We start from the raw sequence: 19,813 nt of genomic DNA on the forward strand, positions 1-19,813 counted from the left end.
TCCTTTGGGATCTGACCTCGACACTGCTCGCCAGATTCTTGACGATTATGGATATCTTGACCCGCTTCCCTAAACCCCTGGTGAAGATTCCATGAGAAAACCTTCATGGAAAAAGCCTAGATAATAAAGTTTCTCTATGGCTTATTTGCACTGAGGATTACGGCAGCTTGGGGGAAATGTAAGGCTAAAGACCGCTGAAAAATTCAAACATCAGTAGATAATAAATCCAGGGTGAGCGTCAAAAATTTAGACAAACTGCATCAGTAAAATTTTGTGGCCACTACTTATCCCCAGCAACCTGACCTAATCGTTCCAGAATGCTTCAGTCTCTAACTTTTCTAGTTTTCCCTCACGGGAGGTTTGTTCCATGTTTCTGAAAAAAGTTTCTCTGACGGTCTTGTCTTCTCTTCTCCTGCTCGCGGGTGCCTCGATACCCGTAAAAGCCCAGGTCTATGTCAATGGCGAATATATCCAGGGCGAAGATTTGATGATCCTTGAGTATCTGGCTGGCGGCTCGATTCCTGCGGGGAGTTACTGGCTGGATTACTACACTGGTGCGTGGGGCTATGCAGGCGATTACACGGTGCAAGGTTACCTTGGCGCTGGCAGTAATAATTACGACGGCAGCTATGGGAATGATTCTAGCGGCTATGATTCCTACTACAGCACTGGTGGGGCTGGGGGCTACGGTTCCTATGTCTCCGATGGTGACTGCGCCTATTTCTCATCGGGAGATATCTCAGTTTCTACCTGCTAAAGATCAAGAGGGCGATCGCCATAGCGATGAGCGTGAGCTAAACCGTTTTCCCTAGTGGCGATCTACTTACTCCTTGCCAAGACCTCTTTATCCTCGGCAATAACCATTTCTTCGTCTCAAAGTACAGCTTTATGGTTACTAATCACTCTTATATCTTTCCTGCTGGCAATAATCTAGCATTTTGGGAAATTCCAAAAGATTCTGGATTGATTAATGTTTTTGCTGCTTATCCAGTCTATCCTGTACGTCCTCCCAACGTCGAAAAAGACTCTAATTGGGAACTTCCACAGATATTTCTGTAATAGTTCTCCTTCTTGGTTTGATTATTACTTGTGTTTTAGTCCTTTGCTTTAACCAACCAAATGGACGTTGAGATTGAAATCTCTACAATCTTCTAGATTGACTAGGTATAGGCGAAAGATTGGGGTTTACGCGCGAAAACTTCAGCCCAAGGCCAATTTTCCTAGGTAATTCTTTAATTCTTTGAATTCTCGTGGGCGATCGCTAAACCGACGAGATTTTTATACTGGCAATAGGCCCGGCTTCTTGGCCAACCACCGACAGTTTTTCTCTATTGCCGAAGGTGTCATAATCAATCTCTACTAAAAAAGTTGGCACCGAAACCATGCCCAAGATCGTTACAAAAAAAAGCAAAAAATAACTTTTCTTATTTAGCTTCCCCTAGGATTTCAACGAAATTTAAACCTTCACTGATTTTTATCATTTTCTACAGCAGAACAACCCAAGACAGCAAGAAATGTCTCTAAAATTAGAAGTGTAAATATTTCCTTGATTTTCTGGATTAGGCCAATCAAATTCTATTTTTTCTTATAACTTTTAGCAAGTATTTTGTTGTTAAAGTCAACAAAGTATCAGGCTCAAAAAATAGCCAACATCAATCACTTTTTCCACTGCCTCGACTCACAGAACAGATCATCACCTACGATTTCCACCCAGTCACCAGCAAAACATTAGAATTTTGAGATTATGGCTACCAACACAATTGCCACCCTCGATGCGAATGAAGCCGTCGCCAAAGTTGCCTACAAACTAAACGAAGTCATTGCCATTTATCCCATCACCCCCGCTTCACCGATGGGCGAATGGGCCGATGCCTGGGCCTCCCAAGGACAGCCAAATCTCTGGGGAACCGTGCCCAGCATTATCGAAATGCAGAGTGAAGGTGGTGCTGCCGGAGCCGTCCACGGCGCACTGCAAACGGGTTCTTTAACGACAACCTTCACCGCCTCCCAAGGGCTACTGTTAATGATCCCCAACCTCTACAAAATTGCAGGGGAACTCACCTCAGCGGTGATCCATGTTGCCGCCCGCTCTGTTGCAGCCCAAGCCCTCTCCATTTTTGGTGATCACTCCGATGTGATGTCTGTGCGGGGGACGGGATTTGCCCTGTTGTCCTCCGCCTCGGTGCAGGAAGCCCACGATATGGCGTTGATTGCCCAAGCGGCGACGATGAAAGCCCGTGTGCCCTTCATCCACTTTTTTGATGGGTTCCGCACCTCCCACGAAATTCAAAAAATTGAATTACTCGATGAATCGGTTTTACGGGATTTGATCGACGATGAAGATGTCTTTGCCCACCGCGCCAGAGCCTTAACCCCCGATCATCCAGTGGCGCGCGGCACAGCCCAAAACCCCGATGTCTTTTTCCAAGCGCGGGAATCGGTGAATCCGTTCTATGACAAATGCAGCACCATTGTGCAGGAAATGATGGATCGCTTTGGGGCACTGACGGGACGCGCTTACAAATTATTTGAATATGTGGGCGTGCCGGATGCGACAAGGACCATTATTTTAATGGGTTCCGGTTGTGAAACCGTCCATGAAACGGTGGATTACCTCAATGCCCAAGGGGAAAAAGTTGGCGTTTTAAAAGTGCGTTTATATCGTCCTTTTGATCCTGCTGCGTTAATTGCTGCGCTACCAAAATCTGTTGAAAAAATTGCGGTTTTAGACCGCACGAAGGAACCCGGTGCGAATGGTGAACCGCTCTATTTAGATGTGGTGTCGGCGTTGATGGAAGCTTGGGAAGGCACAATGCCGAAAGTTGTTGGGGGACGTTATGGTTTGTCTTCTAAAGAGTTTAACCCGGCGATGGTAAAGGGGATTTTTGATGAATTAGATCAAGCCAAACCAAAGAATCATTTCACCGTTGGCATTAATGATGATGTTAGCCACACTTCCCTTGCCTATGATCCGAGTTTCTCTAGTGAGCCGGATAGCGTGGTACGGGCGATGTTTTATGGCTTAGGTTCCGATGGGACGGTGGGCGCGAATAAAAATTCGATCAAAATTATTGGCGAAGAAACGGGTAATTACGCCCAAGGTTATTTCGTCTATGACTCGAAAAAATCAGGGGCAGTGACGGTTTCCCATCTGCGCTTTGGCCCCAATTTAATTCGCTCAACCTATTTAATTAATCAGGCGAATTTTGTGGGCTGTCACCAATGGTTGTTCCTCGAAAAATTAGATGTGCTCAGTGGCGCAAAGGATGGTTCAATTTTTCTTTTAAATAGTCCCTATGCTCCGGATCAAGTGTGGGATCAATTGCCCCTTGAAGTGCAAGAACAAATTGTTCGCAAAAATTTGAAATTCTATGTGATTAATGCGAATAAGGTGGCACGGGAAAGTGGCATGGGCGGAAGAATTAATACGGTGATGCAAACCTGTTTCTTTGCTCTCTCTGGTGTCCTGCCAAAAGAGGAGGCGATCGCCAAAATTAAGGAATATATCCAGAAGACCTACGGCAAGAAAGGCGCGGATGTGGTCACCATGAATATTCAGGCGGTGGATAACACCTTGGCGAATTTGTTTGAGGTCAGGATTGGCGAAGCAAATAGTCCCATTCGTAAACCGCCAGCGGTGTCTCCCAATGCGCCCGACTTTATGCGCAATGTCCAAGCGCCGATGCTGATCAAAGAAGGCGATCGCCTGCCGGTGAGTTGTCTGCCCTGCGATGGCACTTACCCGACTGGCACTTCTAAATGGGAAAAACGCAACGTTGCCCAATTCATTCCAGAGTGGGATCCAGAGGTTTGTATTCAATGCGGTAAGTGCGTGATGGTCTGTCCCCACGCGACGATTCGCGCCAAAGTTTATGAACCCAATCTGTTAGGAAATGCGCCGGAAAGTTTTAAATCCATTGATGCGAAAGACAAGAATTTTTCGGGGCAGAAATTTACAATTCAGGTGGCTCCGGAAGACTGTACCGGCTGTGGCGTTTGTGTGGATGTTTGTCCCGCGAAAAACAAGGCGCAACCCGCCAAGAAAGCAATCAATATGGTGGAACAGTTGCCCCTGCGGGAACAAGAGCGCACCAATTGGGATTACTTCCTCAGTTTGCCTTTACCGGAACGGCGCGAATTAAAACTGAATCAAATTCGTGAACAACAATTACAGGAGCCACTCTTTGAATTCTCCGGTGCGTGTGCCGGCTGTGGCGAAACCCCGTACATTAAATTGGTGTCCCAACTGTTTGGCGATCGCACGGTGATTGCCAATGCCACAGGTTGCTCCTCCATCTATGGCGGCAACTTACCGACCACCCCCTACACCACCAATGCCGAAGGACAGGGCATCGCTTGGTCAAATTCCCTCTTTGAAGATAACGCCGAATTTGGCTTAGGATTCCGCCTCTCGATTGATAAACAAGCCCAATTTGCAGCGGAATTATTACAACGCTTAAGCGGTGAACTCGGTGATAGTTTTGTCGGTGAATTGTTAAATGCCCGCCAAGCCGACGAAGCCGACATTTGGGAACAACGGCAACGGGTGCGAGAACTAAAAAATAAACTCGCAAGCCTCAATTCCCCCGATGCGAAACAGCTAGCGTCCCTCGCCGATTACCTCGTGAAAAAATCCGTCTGGATCGTCGGTGGAGACGGCTGGGCGTATGACATCGGTTTCGGTGGTCTGGATCATGCGATCGCCAGCGGGAAAAATATCAACATTTTGGTGATGGACACCGAGGTTTATTCCAATACTGGCGGACAATCTTCCAAAGCCACCCCCCGCGCCGCCGTTGCCAAATTTGCAGCCGGTGGGAAACCCGCCCCGAAAAAAGACCTCGGTTTAATCGCCATGACCTACGGCAATGTGTACGTCGCCTCCGTGGCAATGGGCGCCAGAGACGAACATACCCTGAAAGCCTTCCTCGAAGCCGAAGCCTACGAAGGCCCCTCCCTGATCATCGCCTACAGCCACTGCATCGCCCACGGCATTAATATGCAAACCGCCATGAGTCACCAAAAAGAACTCGTCGAAAGCGGACGCTGGCTACTGTACCGCTACAACCCCGACCTCAAGGCAGAGGGCAAAAACCCCCTCCAACTCGATAGCCGTACCCCCAAAGGCAGCGTCGAAAGCTCCATGTATAAAGAAAACCGCTTCAAGATGCTCACCATGACCAAACCCAAAGCCGCCAAGGAACTGCTCAAACAAGCCCAGAGCGATGTCGATACCCGCTGGCAGATGTACGAATACCTTGCCAACCGTCCCGAAGCCTAACGCCTCAAGTCCCCCTTACTTCAGGGGGATTTAGGGGATGTAAAACCATTACCCTACCGGAGAAACATCATGGATTTAACCACACAATATTTAGGTCTGACCCTGCGATCGCCATTAATTGTTGGTGCAGCCGCTCCCTTAACTGAGGACATCGACAACATTAAACGGATGGAAGATGCTGGAGCCGGAGCCGTCGTTTTACATTCCCTCTTTGAAGAACAAATTCGTAAAGAAAAACTCGAATTGCACCATCATTTCACCTACGGCACAGACTCCTTTGCCGAAGCCTTAAATTATTTCCCAGAGAATGCTTCCGATGTTTTCCATGTAGGTGTTGAAACCTATTTAGAGCATATTCGGACTGCTAAATCCGCCGTCGATATGCCGATTATTGCCAGCCTCAACGGTTCCCACCAAGGGGAATGGGAACACACCGCCAAACTGATGGAACAAGCCGGCGCCGATGCCATCGAATTGAACATTTATTATGTCCCGACGGATATTAATAAAAATGGTTCAGAGGTGGAGTATGAATATATTCAAATCGTGCGGACAGTGCGGGAAAATTTAAATATTCCCGTTGCCGTAAAGCTGAGTCCGTTCTTTAGCAACATGGCAAATATGGCGAAACGGTTAGTTGATAATGGGGCGAGTGGCTTAGTTTTATTTAACCGTTTTTATCAGCCGGATATTGATATCGAAAACCTCGAAGTCACCCCGAATTTAATCCTGAGTAGCCCGTTGGATATGCGCCTGCCAATGCGCTGGATTGCAATGCTCTATGGCCGCTTAGATGTGGATTTTGCGGCGACCAGTGGCATTCAACGGGGAACCGATGCGATCAAAATGTTAATGGCAGGGGCAAAGGTGACAGCCTTAGTGGCAACTTTATTGCGCCACGACATTCATCACATTGAAACCATTGAAACGGAAATGGTGCAATGGCTCGAAGAACATGAATATCTTTCCTTAGAGCAACTGCGGGGCAGCATGAGCCAGATTAATTGTCCTGATGAAAGTACCTTTGAACGGGCGCAATATATGCGGGCGATTCAATCCTACCAACCAGAACGACATACGCTTTGAGGTTTGCTATTGCTGCAATGCCTCGGCGATCGCCTTGAGGGCACGGGGATCAGACAACATCCAAGGATGTAAAGGTACGGGCAACTGCACGCCGGTGCCAATGGGGAGCTTCGTGCTCTTGGCGGGGAGAATCATGAGATCAAAGGGAGTCCATAGCCAAGTGACTTTTACAGGTTCTAGGGCAGTGGCCACATCACGGTTCAAATCCTGAAGCAAGTCACTATCCGGGCGCATCTGACGAATCCCCGGAAAGGGCAAACCATAGGCTGATAACGTGCCATTATTGGGGGCCGAAATACTCACATAACGTTCTACCCGTTGATTGCCGCCGAGCCGTTGCAAATAGTAACGGGTCACAATGCCCCCCATACTAAATCCCACGAGATCGAACCGTTGGGTCGCCCCAAAATGTTGGTGGACATAGGTTTCAATTTGGCTGGCTAAAACGGGCAGTGCTTGACGGCCATCATTGGGCTGTAGATCAAGGGCATGAATCTCCCAACCTTGCTGACCAAGGTACCGGGTTAAAGGTTTAAACACTGTATGGCGGTCTAAAAAGCCATGGATTAACAACACCGGATTGAGGGGATGGGTCATGGTTTATTGAAAAATCCTGAGAATCTTGATTACAATTTTATTAAGAACTTTTACAAAATTTGGTTATGTCTCACCCCAGCTTAGCGACACTTTCCCAACAACTCGAAAGTGAAAACTCCAAGGATCGCATGATTGCCCTGGCCCAATTGCGGGATGTAGCCCCCCTAGAAGCGATGCCCCTCATTAAAAAAGTATTAGATGATGAGGTGCTGCAAATTCGCTCGATGGCGGTTTTTGCCCTGGGGATTAAGCAGACAGAAGAGTCCTATCCAATTTTGATTAAACTCCTAGAAACTGACGGCGATTATGGTATTCGGGCTGATGCAGCGGGTGCTTTAGGATATCTCCAGGATGAGCGGGCTTTAAAACCACTGCTGCGGGCTTTTTATGAAGATACCTCTTGGTTAGTGCGTTTTAGTGCGGCGGTTTCTTTGGGGAATCTCGGTCGTCCGGAAGCGAAGGATGCCCTGGTTCAAGCCCTCGATAGTGGGGAAGCCATTTTAGAACAAGCAGCGATCGCCGCCCTGGGAGAAATTGGTGCCGTAGAAACCGTGGATCGCCTTGTAACCTTTGTTTCCTCAGACAATTGGCTAGTACGGCAACGGCTCGCAGAAGCCTTAGGAGCGTTACCTTGTGAAAAGAGTCTTGCGGCGGTCAAGTTCCTCGCCAAAGATGATCATCCTCAAGTGCGAGAAGCAGCCCAATATAGCCTCGACAGACTTAGTGATTCGTAACGCGTGCGCGGCAAAATTTTATTGACTTCCTTTCAACCCTGGCTAGAACATCACACTTCCAATGCCTCGGATGATCTCCTCTGTCAGCTTAAGGCGAGACAGTTAGCCTTTGCGGATTTTTTATTTCTGCACCATCTGCCTGTGGAAACGGCGATCGCCTCTGCAAAAACCATTCAAGCCATTGCCGCTTATCAGCCGGATCTGGTGCTCTGCTGTGGCATGGCCGAAAAACGCGATCGCCTCACGGTAGAATCCCAAGCTTTTTACCAGGGGCAGCAGTTACAAACGCGCTTGGATCTCAGCGCTCTCACGACTCCCCTAGAATTTACGGAGATTAGCGACGATGCCGGTAAATTTGTCTGCGAAGGGCTATATTTTCAAGTGTTAAAGCATCTCCAGCGGCAGCAATCTCAAGCACGGGCCTTATTTCTCCATGTGCCTCTGCTCACGGCGGCCAATCGACCCTTAATCCTGCGGGACGTTGAAACCATGCTCCACTGGCTGCTGCGCAATGTTCTGGCTTTCCCCATTGACCCATGACTGCCACCAAAACCCCGAACCCGAAGACGTTAAAACGCATCCGCACCCTGAGTAAGCTACTCGACAGTGCGATCGCCATTCCGGGGACAAAGTACAAAATCGGCCTCGATCCGATCATCGGCTTGGTGCCAGCGGTGGGGGATTACCTGAGTTTAATTCTCTCTGGCTATGTGATTTTCGAGGCGGCCAAACTGGGGGCAAAACAGGATACCCTCGTCAAAATGGCCCTCAATCTTCTTGTGGATAGCGTTGTTGGGACGGTGCCCGTGGCCGGCGATCTCTTTGATGTGGCCTGGAAAGCCAACGAGGCGAATTTAAAGCTTTTAGAACAGGATTTGCCCGACCAGACTGACCTCGACAATGCCTCCATTGATTGGCGTCCCCTGATTTTAATTTTAGGGGCGATCGCCTTGGTGATTCTTTTGGGCGGTTTGTTGACCCTGTGGCTGCTGAAGCTCGTGTTTAATGCCCTTGCCTAGATCGAAATTTGGGTTACGGCAATATTTCCTGAAAAACAAACATCCACATCGGTACCAGCGGCCCGGGGGCGCTCAGGGTAGGAGCCGACATAATGGAACTGTTGATCCCGCGCTTCATAGCGCACTTGCATCGGGTCAGTGCTGCGCTCACAGAAAATAATTTCCGGGTCAGAGTCTGCCGTTAAATGGGGAAAATTCACATTCCAAAAATGCTTTTCCTGCAGTTCCTGGGTCAATAATTGCGCTAAAAGTTTTCCCGTCCAGTGGGTGACAAGATCCCAATCGATTTCTAAAGGCCGCTGGATGAAATGGGAAAAAGCGATCGCCCGCTTACCGAGGATCGTCGCTTCTCGCACTGCCGCCACCGTCCCTGAAGTGTAAATATCCACGCCGAGGTTTCCCCCTGCATTCACTCCCGACAGCACCCAATCAACATCCGCCGCAAACTGCGTGAGACCCAAGCGTGTACAATCTGCTGGCGTACCTGCCACCGCATAGGCATTTTTCGTCCGTTGCTCCACCGGGATCGGCGCATAAACCGTAAACCGATGGCCACATTCCGACATCTGTGTTTGGGGGGCCACCGTCACTACTTCTCTCGCATGGGGAGCGATCGCCTTTTGTAAGGTTGCAATTCCAGGCGCATCAATCCCGTCGTCATTTGTTAATAAAACGCGCATTACGATCCCAAATAAGCCTCTAATACCTGTTCATTGCACTGGATATCTTCGGGGGTTCCGTCTGCCAAATTACTCCCCTCTGCCAGTACCCAGATGTGGTTACACAAGGACATGATCACATCCATATTGTGCTCAATGATCAAAAAGGAAATTCCCTGCTGGTTCCAGCGGACAATGTGTTCACAAATTTGGTTGATCAAAGTAGGATTCACGCCCGCCGCAGGCTCATCCAACAAAATTAACTGGGGATCGCTCATCAATGCCCTGGCCATTTCCAGGAGTTTGCGTTGTCCCCCCGACAGAGCCCCAGCGTAATCCTGGGCTTTTTCCCCTAGACCGACGGATTCTAAGATGGCGATCGCCTTTTCCCGATTTGCCTTTTCTTGGCGACGAATTTTCCCCTGTTGCCACACCCGTAGGAAGTTTTCCCCCGTTTGCTGTTGGGCCGCCAGCAACATATTGTCTAGTACCGATAACCGTGATAACACCCGCGCCACTTGGAAGGTACGCACAAAACCCCGTGCCGCAATCTGATGGGACGGTAAGTGCTGCACTTCCTGGCCGTTAAAAATAACTGTCCCCCGATCCGGCGTAATAAAATTCGAGAGCAAATTAAACAACGTCGTTTTGCCCGCCCCATTGGGGCCAATCAAACCCGTAATCTGTCCACGGGGCACCGTAATCGAAGCATTTTGCACCGCACGGATGCCACCGAAACTTTTATGGAGACCTGATGCTTGCAGCAGAGGGGATGGTTCACTCATGGTTGCCGGGATAGGGAGTCGCCCTATATCCTAGCGGTCTCTGGGATGGGACGCTAGGGTGTAATCGGTTCTTCGTCGGCAAATTGCGGCTCTTCGTTGAGGATGCCCACGCGATTAAAGGGCCAAAAACGAATAAAGGCTTTCCCCACAAGCTTTTCACGGGGGACAAAACCCCAATAGTGGGAGTCATAGCTATTGTTGCGGTTATCGCCAAGGACGAGGTAGTGATCTTCTGGAATCGTCACGGGGCCGTAGTCATATTCTGGGGCTTCGTTGATATAGTCTTCTTCGAGGGCTTCCCCATTGATAAAAACGGTGCCGCCGCTGACTTGTACGGTATCACCGGGAATCCCGATCACCCGCTTAATAAAAGCATCTCGATAGTTTTGCTGCTGGAGAATTTCTGTCGGGTTAAAGACCACCACATCGCCCCGTTGGGGATTTTTGAAGTGATAGCTGATTTTTTCAATGATTAGGCGATCGTTCACTTCTAGGGTCGGCAGCATCGACTCGGAGGGAATGTAGCGGGCCTCGGCGACGAAAGTGCGGATCCCAATGGCCAAAATACCAGCGGTCACAAGGGTCTTGATGGTCTCTACCCAGGGGTTTTCTTCATGCTGTTGCTCCGTGCCACTGGGCTGCTTGGTCGGTTCAACGGGAGATTGAGAGTTTTCGGGCATTATCGGTTCGCGCAGAAGTGACTAAAAGAAAATTGTGCGGCAGAATGCACGACGTGATGGTGACGACGATTGTGCCTGCCTGAGAAAAAGTGCTGATGCTTGTTTATTGTATGCTCTCCGATGGGGGATTGGGACTGGCTTAGGGGAGTTTAAGAATTCTCCTGAAAAGTCTTTGTGGGGGGAGAGCATGCTCTTTAAGCCACGGAACCCCGCTTGCGAGTTTCTTTGTAAGAGACACCTACATTAGTCAAGCCTGCTTTGAGGAGTTGTTGTTCGAGGAGCGCAAAAAATCGGGCGCGATCGCCACCCCGGATCACAGCTTGATTATGGGCTTCGGCGATCGCCACGGGATACCCAAACCCCTTTTGCACTTGGCCGAGGACAATCCCTAGGGTTTGATCGAGGAGTTGAGGATCTGCCGCGACCCAGCGGGGCATCTCGATCCGCGCCACCTCCGTCCCCACGTGGAGATAACAAAAACAAACCTGATCCGCTTCTGGATAATGATTTAAAATGCGCGCCTGACTGAGCCAAAGCCCACTGCGATCGCCCGGTTGCAACAGTTGCTCAAAAAGAGTGCTATCCCGCAACGGTTCAATGGTTTGGCAGGGGAGCGTCTCGCGAAATTCTGCTTTGCGTTCCTTGGTTTCGCCGTCGAGGCAATGGCTTTGACAATCGGGTTTGTCGTGGGGGCAAGCCTGGAGTCGCAGAAAATGAACCGCCTCTACACTGCGAGTGGAACTAATGTAACCAATCAGCGGAATGCGGGTTTCCCGGAGTTGTTGCCAGGCCCCTAGGAGGGGTTCGAGAATTTGTTGGCGGGCTTCGGCGGGTAAATTTTCTAAAAACCAATAGACCAGAGAGCCATCCACCATCGCCACATTGGGAATATGGCCGTGGGCACCGGGGGGTAACACCCATTTACAGGCCATCTCAGCGAGCACTTCAGCTTCGGAGGCGGTGCGGCGATAACCGAGCCATTCATCGGTGCGGATGCCCCATTTGCGGGAGGTGTACAGATCTTCGCTGCGATAAAAAATCTCCGGCAGATGATCCAGCAATGGGTGCAAGCTTTGGCCGTAATGGAGCATCACCCGACCAATATTAATCAAATAACAATAGGCAATTTCATGGTGGGACGGAGCAATCTGGGAGCCATCCGTGGCAAAAACGGTGTGGGCTTGGGAAGGGGGCGAAATGGGAACGCGAGTCTCCAGGGATTCGAGGGGAATGCCATGGTTAAAAATGAGGCGATCGCCCCAGGTTTGTTGGTGGGCCTGGAGGGTCTGGAAATCCGCCTGGGCTTCCCGGAGTAGAGAAATTCCCCGCTCGATTCGTTCTCGTCCCGTGGCAGCCTGTTCCTGGAGGTGCGCCCCCATGCCTGGCAGTTGTCCCGCAAGTTTGATTAGATCTAACATTCCCTCAAGTTTCGCCCCTATCCCACAAGGCGATCGCCCCTAGATTTAAGCGTAATTTAGCCCAAAAAGCAGAGTGTTAGTAACGGATCGTCAGGGTTACGAAAGCATTCACCGTCTGTTCACCCCCTTCTACCGGAGAAGGCGCTGCACTTTCGAAGGCGATTCGTGCCGTATCCATGGTTTTAAAAATAGGGGTTGGCGGCGTCGCCCCATTGACCTGGATTTGGACAATTTCTTGGGGACTCAAACCCAAGGCACTGAGGACAGTTTGGGCCTGGGTGCGTGCATCCTGGGCGGCTTCAGCGAGGGCGGTTTTTTCTGCTTCAGCGAGGGCGGCTTCGGTGGCCCGGAAGGAAATTCCATCAATGCGGGTTGCTCCGGCTTTGATAGCTTCATCCATCAGGCTCCCGGCTTGGGCGGTGGGCACCTCAAAGCTCACTGTATTGGTGGCGAGATAACCGATGAGGCGGCGATCGCCATTGTTGTAGTCATATTCCGGCTGGAGGTTAATGCCCGTGGTGGTGAGCTTGGCGACATTTTTGGACTTGAGAAAATCCACCACTTGGTTACTGCGCTTGGCGATATCTGCCTGGACTTGGGTTGCCGTCGCCCCCCGCACCTCGACCCCAAGGCGTACTTCAGAAAGACTCGTGGCAATGGCTTCTTCGCCGCGCCCCGTGACAGTGATCGTGCGCAATAGTTCTTCGGCGATCGCCCCAGAGGTTCCCCCCAAGAACAACATTCCCGCCAACAGTGGTACAAACAGTTTTTTCAGTTGCATTTTTTTTCATACTCCTACACACAGGTGCAAGATCACAGAGACAATTGTGTTTGACGCTCTAGAAATTTATTAGTCAATCAAATTCACATTTTTTAATATTAAACAGCCCCTGGAATCCTGCTTTGACTCTAGTTTACGACTGCCACAAGTCTCAAGGTTTTCTGTTACAAAAAAGAAACCTTTTCGTCATCCCTGGACTTGTCTTTCATACTTTAGGCAACTTATTTCTTGCTTAGTCAGGGAGGATTTTCAATGCCCTTCAGTGATGCCCGTGATTATCAAATTGCAATTCTGACGACGTTTCTCCTGCTGGGAGTTTACACGCGAGACTGGACGTTAAATTTAACCTGGGTTTTGCTGGCGATCGCCACCTGTATTTTGACCCAATGGAGCCTCTGTGCTTGGCAAGCCTACCGTTGCCGACAAGAAACTCCTCTACAATGGCAACCGCTACTTATTTCCGGGGCGCGGAGTGCGGCGATTACCGGATTGGGCCTTTCCCTGCTCCTGCGGGTAAATCATCCCCTTGTTTTAGTGGGGGCAGCGGTCGGGGCGATCGCCAGTAAATTTTTATTCCGTTATCAAGAAAAACATTTTTTCAACCCTGCCAATTTCGGCATCATTATGGCTCTCCTGTGGACAGATGGGGCTTGGGTTTCTCCCGGTCAATGGGGCACTGATTGGTGGTATCTATTGCTATTTTTTAGTGCGGCTGGCCTTGTGCTCAACCGAGTTGGTCGCTGGGATACGTCGATTGCTTTTCTAGGGAGTTATGGCGGTTTGGAGATTCTCCGTAATTTTTGGCTGGGTTGGAGTTGGGATGTGGTTGCCCATCAGCTCACCAGCGGTTCGTTGCTGCTCTTTGCATTTTTTATGCTGACCGATCCGCGCTCGATCCCCAATGGGAAACAAGGACGAATTTTTTGGGCCATTAGTATCGCCCTGCTGACCTTTGTTTTGCAACATGGCCTCTATACTTCGACGGCAATTTTCTGGGCGTTATTCTGTCTGGCTCCCAGCACCATTGTGATCGATAAAATTTGGCGATCGCCCCGGTTCCAGTGGCAAGAAAAAGCTCAGGTGAAAGCCCCTATTGACGATTCTTCTTTGACCCTACAAACTCGCCCCGTTATCTAAGGAAAATCATGTTTAAAACGATCCTGCAATATTTGCGCGGTTTGGCCATAACCTGTATTGGTTTACTACTACTGACCCAACCCGCCTGGGCCTTCTGTGGTTTCTATGTCGCCAAGGCCGATACCAATCTCTATAACCAAGCATCCCAGGTGATCATTGCCCGGGATGGCGATCGCACCGTACTCACCATGGCCAATGACTATGAAGGGGAAGTCTCAGATTTTGCCCTGGTGGTGCCCGTCCCCGTCGTTCTTAAAGAAGAACAGGTTCATGTGGGCGAAGCAAACATTATCAAACGTCTCGATGACTTTAGCGCCCCCCGGCTGGTGGAATATTTCGATGAAAATCCCTGTGCTATGCGGATGTTTGATGACGGCATTGGGTTCCTACAAAATGCGAGGCCGCCGATGCCCATGGCCGCAGAATCCATGCGCGAAACAGCAGCCGATCTAGGGGTCACCATTGAAGAACAATTTAGCGTTGGCGAATACGACATCCTCATTCTCAGCGCCAAAGAATCCGATGGATTGGAAACCTGGTTACGCCAAAATGATTACCAATTGCCCCAGGGGGCCAGTGAGTTACTGCGGCCCTATATCCGCAACAAGCTGAAGTTTTTTGTGGCCAAGGTGAACCTCGAAGAATTTGACCGGAGCGGCGTGAACCAATTGCGTCCCCTGATGATGGCTTTTGAATCACCGAAATATATGTTGCCGATTCGCCTAGGGATGATGAACGCCCAACAAGCCCAGGATCTCATTGTCTATATCCTTTCTCCTAAAGGCCAGGCGGAAGTGACCAATTATCGCACCGTAAAAATTCCCTCGAATGTGGAAATTCCTGAATTTGTCGAAGCAGAGTTTGGGGATTTTTATACCACCATGTTTGAGCAAGATTACCAGCGTCAGGGCCGGGATGATATTTTCTTGGAATATGCCTGGGATATGAGCAGTTGTGATCCCTGTTCTGCGCCTAATTTAACGAAGGCAGAGCTTAAACAGGCCGGAGTCTTTTGGGATGAAGATCAATATCTACCGAGGGTATTTATCACTAGGCTCCATGTGCGCTATGGCCGCGACGAGTTCCCAGAAGATCTGCGCTTCCAAGAAACGGCCAATCGTCAATTTTTCCAAGGGCGCTATGTGATTCGTCATCCCTACCGTGAGGAAATGACTTGTAGTGCCGCCCAGGATTACCGAGAGCGCACCTACCAACGCCAGGAAGCGGCGGTACAAACCCTGGCAAAGTTGACAGGTTGGGAGCCAGCAGACATTCGCCGCAAGGTTGACTTTATCGAAACCAATGGCCCAACGCCAACAGATGAGGCTTGGTGGGATTCTATTTGGTAATTGGAGAGTGAAAGACTGGGGCGATCGCCAAAAGAACACAGCCTTAAAAACGCCCTTTTGGTGATTCCCCAGGCACCCGAAAAAAATTTTTACAATATAGATTGAATCTCTTACCTGAAAATTGCACCATGTCCTCCACCCCATCCTGGAAAATTAAACTGCTCTATGACGGTCAATGCCCCCTTTGTCTGCGGGAGGTTAACTTTCTGCGGCGCAAGGATAATGGCCGTGGGTTAATTTGCTTTGTGGATGTGGCAGCCGATGATTACGACCCCAGTCGCCATGGTGGTGTGACTTTCCGGGCAGCGATGGAGCGAATCCATGGCGTGCTACCCGACGGGACAGTGCTCCAAAATGTGGCGGTTTTTCGGTATGTTTACGAAGTTCTGGGGATGGGCTGGGTCTATGGCATCACCAAACTTCCTGGCATTGGGCAATTGGCTGATTGGGTTTATGGCATCTGGGCGAAATATCGTCTCCAACTGACGGGTCGTCCCGATTTAATCACTTTGATCCAAAACCGGGAAAAACGACAAGCCTGTGGTGCTGGCGATCGCTGTCGTCTCGAAACGTCAGTAACGGACACTTAAAACTCTTTCTCTAAAGGCAGTTCCCTAAGTAAATGCCTAATTTTTAGCGTCAAACATCGTAGCTCATCAGCTGTTCGACGGGCACAAAAACTTCCCTGGGCAAGAGAATAGACCGTTCACGAAAGCTGACAAATCCCTGGAGTGTTTTGGGATTTACCGAAACCCCAGTGACATATTGGGAGCGCACGGGATGAACAGCAACATATTGGTTATAGATCTGCTGGGCAGCTCGCAACACGCTGGGTTCAATTAACATGGGAGGCTGACTCCTTGGGGAACAGAATCTCCCCTTAAGATACGTCTAGTTTACTCGACAAATCAAGCCGACAATAAGAACGGTGACAGGCCATTGTTTTGGGGATTTCTAAGAGTAGAATAAAGAATGAACAGAACTTAAAAGAACGTGCAGCGTCAGGGAGGTCTTATTATGACAGTCTTAACAAAAACCCCCCAGGAAATCGCCCACATGGACGAAACGGATGTGGCTCAACTCGCCGCACGATTGGAACAGGACGATTATGGGACTCCCTTTGAAGCCCTCCAGGATTGGCATTTGTTGCGGGCGATCGCCTTTCAACGACAAGAATTAGTCGAACCCTACTGGCACCTGTTAGACATCGAAGCCTACGACGAATCGTAAATGCTCAACGAAAAAAAGATTGTCGTCGGCATTAGTGGGGGCATTGCGGCCTACAAAGTTTGTGAAGTCATTTCCCAACTGTTTCAGGCAGGGGCAGAGCTCAGGGTCGTTCTGACAGATTCGGCCCAACGTTTTATTACGCCCCTCACGGTCGCCACTCTCAGCCGTCACCCAGCCTACACCGATGAAGATTTTTGGGATAGTCACTGGCCCCGCCCGGTACATATCGACCTGGGGGAATGGGCCGATTTAATTTTGCTGGCCCCCCTAACAGCGAATACCCTCGCGAAAGTGAGTTTAGGATTGGCCGATACATTGCTGACCAATATCATCCTGGCCTCCACTTGCCCAGTTTTAGTTGCCCCGGCGATGAATACGGATATGTGGCAACAGCTCTCGGTGCAGTCCAATTGGCGGCGACTCCAACAGGATCAGCGGTATCACATCCTTGACCCCAATAGTGGTCTTTTGGCTTGCGATCGCCAAGGCAAAGGACGCATGGCAGAACCCGTACAGATTATTAAAGCGGTTCAAGCACTGATCCACAGTCGGGGCCAAGCGGATCTCGCAGGCAAAAAAATTCTCGTCAGCGCCGGAGGAACCAGGGAGCATTTTGACCCTGTGCGCTTTATTGGCAATCCTTCGACGGGAAAAATGGGTTTGGCGATCGCCGAGGCAGCGGCCTACCGGGGGGCGACTGTAACCCTTGTCCACGGGCCAATCGAAAGCCGTTTGCTGGAAAATTTGCCAAACATCAACCGTTTTTCCGTTACGAGCGCCGCTGAAATGGAAAGGGAAATGTTGTCCCAGGCAGAACAATTCGATTGGCTCATTCTGTGTGCAGCGGTCGGCGATGTGCGGCCCACGGTCAATTACGACTACAAGCTCGCTAAAGCCGAACTGCCCCAAAGCCTTGCCCTCGAAGAAATTCCGGACATTGCCGCTCAACTAGGTCAAAGCAAGCACCCCAACCAAAAACTGATCGGTTTTGCCGCCCAAACGGGAGAAATTACCGCCCCAGCCCTCGCTAAATTGCAACGGAAAAAACTCGATGCGATCGCCGCCAATGCCGTGGATCAAGCTAATTCTGGTTTTGCCAGTGAAACCAATCAACTGATTTTTCTCGATAAAGAGGGTCGCAAGGCGACAATTCCCCAGGCCAGCAAGGGGGCGATCGCCCATCATCTACTAGACTTTATCAAGCAACTTTAAACAAAAATTTCTGCCCCTGCGATGAATGCCCTTTCCTTTCCCACTTGGATTGTCCACATCTCTAGCGTTTTAGAGTGGATTTTGGCCATTTGGCTGATCCAAACCTACGGCAATCTGACCCAAGACAAAAGCTGGTCAGCCCTCGCCTGGGGAATGTTGCCGTCCCTCGTTAGCGCGATGTGTGCCTGCACTTGGCACTTTTTCGACAATGCGCCCAGCCTCGAATGGCTCGTCACGATCCAAGCCGCTCTCACTCTCGTGGGTAACTGCACCCTGTGTTTAGGGGCCTGGTGGATTTGGCGATCGCCTGACCCCAAAGAATCCGCTGACTAGAAATTCACAAACACTTCTGGTGTCCAACTGCCATGCAGGCCATAGGGAATATGCTGCTTTAAATGTAGGGTTGCCAAAGGCTGAGCAAAATTTTGCGCATCAAAAATCACCACATCCGAGCGATGCTGGGCCGAATCATAGACCATCAAGAGAACCCAGCCTTCGTCTTCTGCCGTAGCTCCTGGACGGGGTACAAAAATCGGCTCCCCCGTAAATCCGTCTGGCGCAAAGGAATAAACTTGAGAATCCTCCCCTTGGTGATCCACTTTCCACACCGCCTGCAACGGTGCATTGCCTGTTTTGGCGTGGGTCGCCCCGATGTAGGCATAACGATAGTCCCGTCCCACATGCTTTGGATGCACCACCGGGAATTCACAACAGCGGGTAGCCAATAGTTCCCGCGTCACCTTTCTTGTCTCTAAATCTAGAGTAAAGCGCCATAACTGCCCTGGATCTAGTGCATCAAAATCAACATTTTTATAGTTCACATCCGCCTGCACCTGGGGAATTGACTGATAACAAACCGAATCGACGATAATTTGCTTGTCCCGCTCAAAGGCATTGGCATGGTGGAAGACAAACCCGGCTTCTGCCTCTAGGGTTTGCACATCATTCCGCGCTGGATCCCTCGGAATCACAATCATCTGTGTCGGTTTATTCGCCTCGAATTTCACGCATTCACCAGCTCCCTTAAACCCCAAAACATAGGGCAAAGGATTAAACTTCACCGACGCTTGGAAAAAAATGACGTAATTGGGCGTAATCACGAAATCATGGATAAATGCAAAGCCTTTAGCTTCATGTTCTCGATAGCGCAGTAATTTGCCTGCCGGACTAATTTCATAGATCACCAAGCGCGTCGGGAGACCTGGTTTTACGGCAAAATTGACTAAGCAAGGTTCGCCCCCATCCCAAATACTCGCCGGATCAATACGTGGATGGGCCGAGAAACTATCCCCAGGCTTGAGCGTTTCCCCTAAATAATCCAGGCCGCGCGTTTCCAAATTTTCAGGATTTAAACTGTGGGGTTCCGCCGCTTCCCAGAGGGCTAACAGTTTTTTTCCCCAATAGATCACGTTTGTGTTTGCGATATTTTTCAACCGCAAGTCAAACATATTATTGAAAATGCCCCCCGGTTTTTGCGTCCCAAATACGCCTCGATAAACAGGTTGACCAGCTTTTTGTTCCGCCACAAACCCTGCTGTCTGTACAAAACGATTCTGGAAATAGGCCCGCCCTTCCTGAAAGCTGACTGAGCAGACCATTCCATCGCCATCGAAAGGATGCTTAATCGGCGTGCCACCAATGTCTAAGAGCCCAGGCCCGTTACGAAACAAGGTTCCCATCAATTCGACAGGGATCTCGCCGTCAATATCTGTGACTTCATAGGCAAGTTCCTGTCGCTGGGATTCATAGCCTTTTTGCCACGCGGCTTGATGATAGGAAAGCTGTTTTGTTGCGGAAACCATAGGGGCAATCTGTTAGCGTTAACTTTTGTAAAGTTTAGCATTT

The 19,813-nt window shown here is 49.9% G+C and carries 20 protein-coding genes; 12 read left to right on the plus strand and 8 right to left on the minus strand.

Features of this window, described 5'->3' with window-relative positions; translation table 11 throughout:
- Nucleotides 1-367 precede the first annotated feature (367 nt).
- From AACR41_RS07315 to AACR41_RS07325, 3 genes are all read left to right on the plus strand, one after another.
- Nucleotides 368-757, plus strand: a complete 390-nt coding sequence (locus tag AACR41_RS07315) for a hypothetical protein (protein WP_012307058.1) — start codon at nt 368-370, stop codon at nt 755-757.
- A 987-nt stretch (nt 758-1,744) separates the two neighbouring features.
- Nucleotides 1,745-5,281, plus strand: a complete 3,537-nt coding sequence (gene nifJ, locus AACR41_RS07320; protein WP_030007184.1) for a pyruvate:ferredoxin (flavodoxin) oxidoreductase — start codon at nt 1,745-1,747, stop codon at nt 5,279-5,281.
- A 69-nt stretch (nt 5,282-5,350) separates the two neighbouring features.
- The gene (locus AACR41_RS07325; protein ID WP_030007185.1) at nt 5,351-6,367 is read left to right on the plus strand and encodes a dihydroorotate dehydrogenase-like protein; all 1,017 of its coding nucleotides are present in this window, start codon (nt 5,351-5,353) and stop codon (nt 6,365-6,367) included.
- Nucleotides 6,368-6,373: 6 nt separating this feature from the next.
- Here AACR41_RS07325 and AACR41_RS07330 read toward each other — a convergent pair whose 3' ends face one another.
- Nucleotides 6,374-6,964, minus strand: coding sequence for an esterase/lipase family protein (locus tag AACR41_RS07330; RefSeq protein WP_030007186.1), 591 nt, complete (start codon nt 6,962-6,964; stop codon nt 6,374-6,376).
- A 65-nt stretch (nt 6,965-7,029) separates the two neighbouring features.
- On the opposite strand from AACR41_RS07330, the gene AACR41_RS07335 reads away from it, so the two are divergent.
- The 3 genes from AACR41_RS07335 to AACR41_RS07345 are packed head-to-tail and all read left to right on the plus strand — an operon-like array spanning nt 7,030 to nt 8,717.
- Nucleotides 7,030-7,698: a HEAT repeat domain-containing protein gene (locus AACR41_RS07335; RefSeq protein ID WP_030007187.1), complete on the plus strand. Its 669-nt coding sequence runs from the start codon at nt 7,030-7,032 to the stop codon at nt 7,696-7,698.
- Nucleotides 7,699-7,719: 21 nt separating this feature from the next.
- Nucleotides 7,720-8,238, plus strand: a complete 519-nt coding sequence (locus AACR41_RS07340; RefSeq protein WP_339367631.1) for a pyroglutamyl-peptidase I family protein — start codon at nt 7,720-7,722, stop codon at nt 8,236-8,238.
- On the plus strand, nt 8,235-8,717 hold the full coding sequence (locus AACR41_RS07345; RefSeq protein ID WP_030007189.1) for a DUF4112 domain-containing protein: 483 nt from the start codon (nt 8,235-8,237) through the stop codon (nt 8,715-8,717). The genes AACR41_RS07340 and AACR41_RS07345 overlap by 4 nt, the downstream gene beginning before the upstream one ends.
- On the opposite strand, the gene surE is transcribed toward AACR41_RS07345, so the two are convergent.
- From surE to AACR41_RS07370, 5 genes are all read right to left on the minus strand, one after another.
- Nucleotides 8,714-9,397, minus strand: a complete 684-nt coding sequence (gene surE / locus AACR41_RS07350) for a 5'/3'-nucleotidase SurE (RefSeq protein WP_030007190.1) — start codon at nt 9,395-9,397, stop codon at nt 8,714-8,716. The two genes, AACR41_RS07345 and surE, sit on opposite strands and share 4 nt — an antisense overlap.
- Nucleotides 9,397-10,161: an ABC transporter ATP-binding protein gene (locus tag AACR41_RS07355; RefSeq protein ID WP_012307050.1), complete on the minus strand. Its 765-nt coding sequence runs from the start codon at nt 10,159-10,161 to the stop codon at nt 9,397-9,399. Before AACR41_RS07355 ends, surE begins: the two co-directional genes overlap by 1 nt.
- Nucleotides 10,162-10,214: 53 nt before the next feature.
- Nucleotides 10,215-10,841 carry a signal peptidase I gene (gene lepB, locus AACR41_RS07360; protein WP_030007191.1) on the minus strand — a complete coding sequence of 209 codons (627 nt, stop codon included), beginning with the start codon at nt 10,839-10,841 and terminating at the stop codon, nt 10,215-10,217.
- A 194-nt stretch (nt 10,842-11,035) separates the two neighbouring features.
- The gene (locus AACR41_RS07365; RefSeq protein ID WP_030007192.1) at nt 11,036-12,259 is read right to left on the minus strand and encodes a DNA double-strand break repair nuclease NurA; all 1,224 of its coding nucleotides are present in this window, start codon (nt 12,257-12,259) and stop codon (nt 11,036-11,038) included.
- 76 nt (nt 12,260-12,335) lie between these two features.
- A complete protein-coding gene (locus AACR41_RS07370) occupies nt 12,336-13,040 on the minus strand; it encodes an SIMPL domain-containing protein (protein ID WP_030007193.1) in 705 nt (234 codons plus the stop codon).
- 252 nt (nt 13,041-13,292) lie between these two features.
- Here AACR41_RS07370 and AACR41_RS07375 point away from each other — a divergent pair, with 252 nt between their 5' ends.
- The 3 genes from AACR41_RS07375 to AACR41_RS07385 all read left to right on the plus strand — a co-directional run bounded on the left by AACR41_RS07375 (nt 13,293) and on the right by AACR41_RS07385 (nt 16,116).
- Entirely contained in the window at nt 13,293-14,177 is an 885-nt protein-coding gene (locus AACR41_RS07375) for an RnfABCDGE type electron transport complex subunit D (protein ID WP_030007194.1), read from the plus strand.
- Between the two features lie 8 nt (nt 14,178-14,185).
- Complete coding sequence (locus AACR41_RS07380; RefSeq protein ID WP_030007195.1) at nt 14,186-15,526, plus strand: DUF2330 domain-containing protein; 1,341 nt, start codon at nt 14,186-14,188, stop codon at nt 15,524-15,526.
- A 128-nt stretch (nt 15,527-15,654) separates the two neighbouring features.
- Nucleotides 15,655-16,116 (plus strand): thiol-disulfide oxidoreductase DCC family protein, encoded by a 462-nt coding sequence (locus tag AACR41_RS07385; protein WP_045442008.1) that lies wholly within the window; start codon nt 15,655-15,657, stop codon nt 16,114-16,116.
- Between the two features lie 49 nt (nt 16,117-16,165).
- Here AACR41_RS07385 and AACR41_RS07390 read toward each other — a convergent pair whose 3' ends face one another.
- Nucleotides 16,166-16,372, minus strand: a complete 207-nt coding sequence (locus tag AACR41_RS07390; protein ID WP_012307043.1) for a hypothetical protein — start codon at nt 16,370-16,372, stop codon at nt 16,166-16,168.
- Between the two features lie 171 nt (nt 16,373-16,543).
- On the opposite strand from AACR41_RS07390, the gene isiD reads away from it, so the two are divergent.
- Genes isiD through AACR41_RS07405 form a run of 3 tightly spaced genes read left to right on the plus strand, consistent with a single transcriptional unit; the run spans nt 16,544 to nt 18,301 of the window.
- The gene (isiD, locus tag AACR41_RS07395; protein WP_012307042.1) at nt 16,544-16,756 is read left to right on the plus strand and encodes a protein IsiD; all 213 of its coding nucleotides are present in this window, start codon (nt 16,544-16,546) and stop codon (nt 16,754-16,756) included.
- On the plus strand, nt 16,757-17,968 hold the full coding sequence (gene coaBC / locus AACR41_RS07400) for a bifunctional phosphopantothenoylcysteine decarboxylase/phosphopantothenate--cysteine ligase CoaBC (RefSeq protein ID WP_030007197.1): 1,212 nt from the start codon (nt 16,757-16,759) through the stop codon (nt 17,966-17,968).
- A 21-nt stretch (nt 17,969-17,989) separates the two neighbouring features.
- Entirely contained in the window at nt 17,990-18,301 is a 312-nt protein-coding gene (locus AACR41_RS07405; protein ID WP_030007198.1) for a DUF2499 domain-containing protein, read from the plus strand.
- Here the strand turns inward: AACR41_RS07405 and AACR41_RS07410 are convergent.
- Entirely contained in the window at nt 18,298-19,770 is a 1,473-nt protein-coding gene (locus AACR41_RS07410; protein ID WP_030007199.1) for a carotenoid oxygenase family protein, read from the minus strand. The genes AACR41_RS07405 and AACR41_RS07410 overlap by 4 nt on opposite strands.
- Between the last annotated feature and the right edge of the window lie 43 nt (nt 19,771-19,813).

Source organism: Picosynechococcus sp. NKBG042902, from assembly GCF_963864045.1.
Lineage (GTDB): Bacteria > Cyanobacteriota > Cyanobacteriia > Cyanobacteriales > MRBY01 > MRBY01.

Coding starts and splice junctions, on each gene's coding strand:
- AACR41_RS07325 (WP_030007185.1), top strand. CDS start 5,351: ATGGATTTAACCACACAATATTTAGGTCTGACCCTGCGATCGCCATTA.
- AACR41_RS07390 (WP_012307043.1), bottom strand. CDS start 16,372: ATGTTAATTGAACCCAGCGTGTTGCGAGCTGCCCAGCAGATCTATAAC.
- AACR41_RS07365 (WP_030007192.1), bottom strand. CDS start 12,259: ATGTTAGATCTAATCAAACTTGCGGGACAACTGCCAGGCATGGGGGCG.
- AACR41_RS07335 (WP_030007187.1), top strand. CDS start 7,030: ATGTCTCACCCCAGCTTAGCGACACTTTCCCAACAACTCGAAAGTGAA.
- isiD (WP_012307042.1), top strand. CDS start 16,544: ATGACAGTCTTAACAAAAACCCCCCAGGAAATCGCCCACATGGACGAA.
- AACR41_RS07385 (WP_045442008.1), top strand. CDS start 15,655: ATGTCCTCCACCCCATCCTGGAAAATTAAACTGCTCTATGACGGTCAA.
- AACR41_RS07410 (WP_030007199.1), bottom strand. CDS start 19,770: ATGGTTTCCGCAACAAAACAGCTTTCCTATCATCAAGCCGCGTGGCAA.
- AACR41_RS07315 (WP_012307058.1), top strand. CDS start 368: ATGTTTCTGAAAAAAGTTTCTCTGACGGTCTTGTCTTCTCTTCTCCTG.
- AACR41_RS07370 (WP_030007193.1), bottom strand. CDS start 13,040: ATGCAACTGAAAAAACTGTTTGTACCACTGTTGGCGGGAATGTTGTTC.
- nifJ (WP_030007184.1), top strand. CDS start 1,745: ATGGCTACCAACACAATTGCCACCCTCGATGCGAATGAAGCCGTCGCC.
- AACR41_RS07380 (WP_030007195.1), top strand. CDS start 14,186: ATGTTTAAAACGATCCTGCAATATTTGCGCGGTTTGGCCATAACCTGT.
- AACR41_RS07330 (WP_030007186.1), bottom strand. CDS start 6,964: ATGACCCATCCCCTCAATCCGGTGTTGTTAATCCATGGCTTTTTAGAC.
- coaBC (WP_030007197.1), top strand. CDS start 16,757: ATGCTCAACGAAAAAAAGATTGTCGTCGGCATTAGTGGGGGCATTGCG.
- lepB (WP_030007191.1), bottom strand. CDS start 10,841: ATGCCCGAAAACTCTCAATCTCCCGTTGAACCGACCAAGCAGCCCAGT.
- AACR41_RS07375 (WP_030007194.1), top strand. CDS start 13,293: ATGCCCTTCAGTGATGCCCGTGATTATCAAATTGCAATTCTGACGACG.
- AACR41_RS07345 (WP_030007189.1), top strand. CDS start 8,235: ATGACTGCCACCAAAACCCCGAACCCGAAGACGTTAAAACGCATCCGC.
- AACR41_RS07405 (WP_030007198.1), top strand. CDS start 17,990: ATGAATGCCCTTTCCTTTCCCACTTGGATTGTCCACATCTCTAGCGTT.
- surE (WP_030007190.1), bottom strand. CDS start 9,397: ATGCGCGTTTTATTAACAAATGACGACGGGATTGATGCGCCTGGAATT.
- AACR41_RS07355 (WP_012307050.1), bottom strand. CDS start 10,161: ATGAGTGAACCATCCCCTCTGCTGCAAGCATCAGGTCTCCATAAAAGT.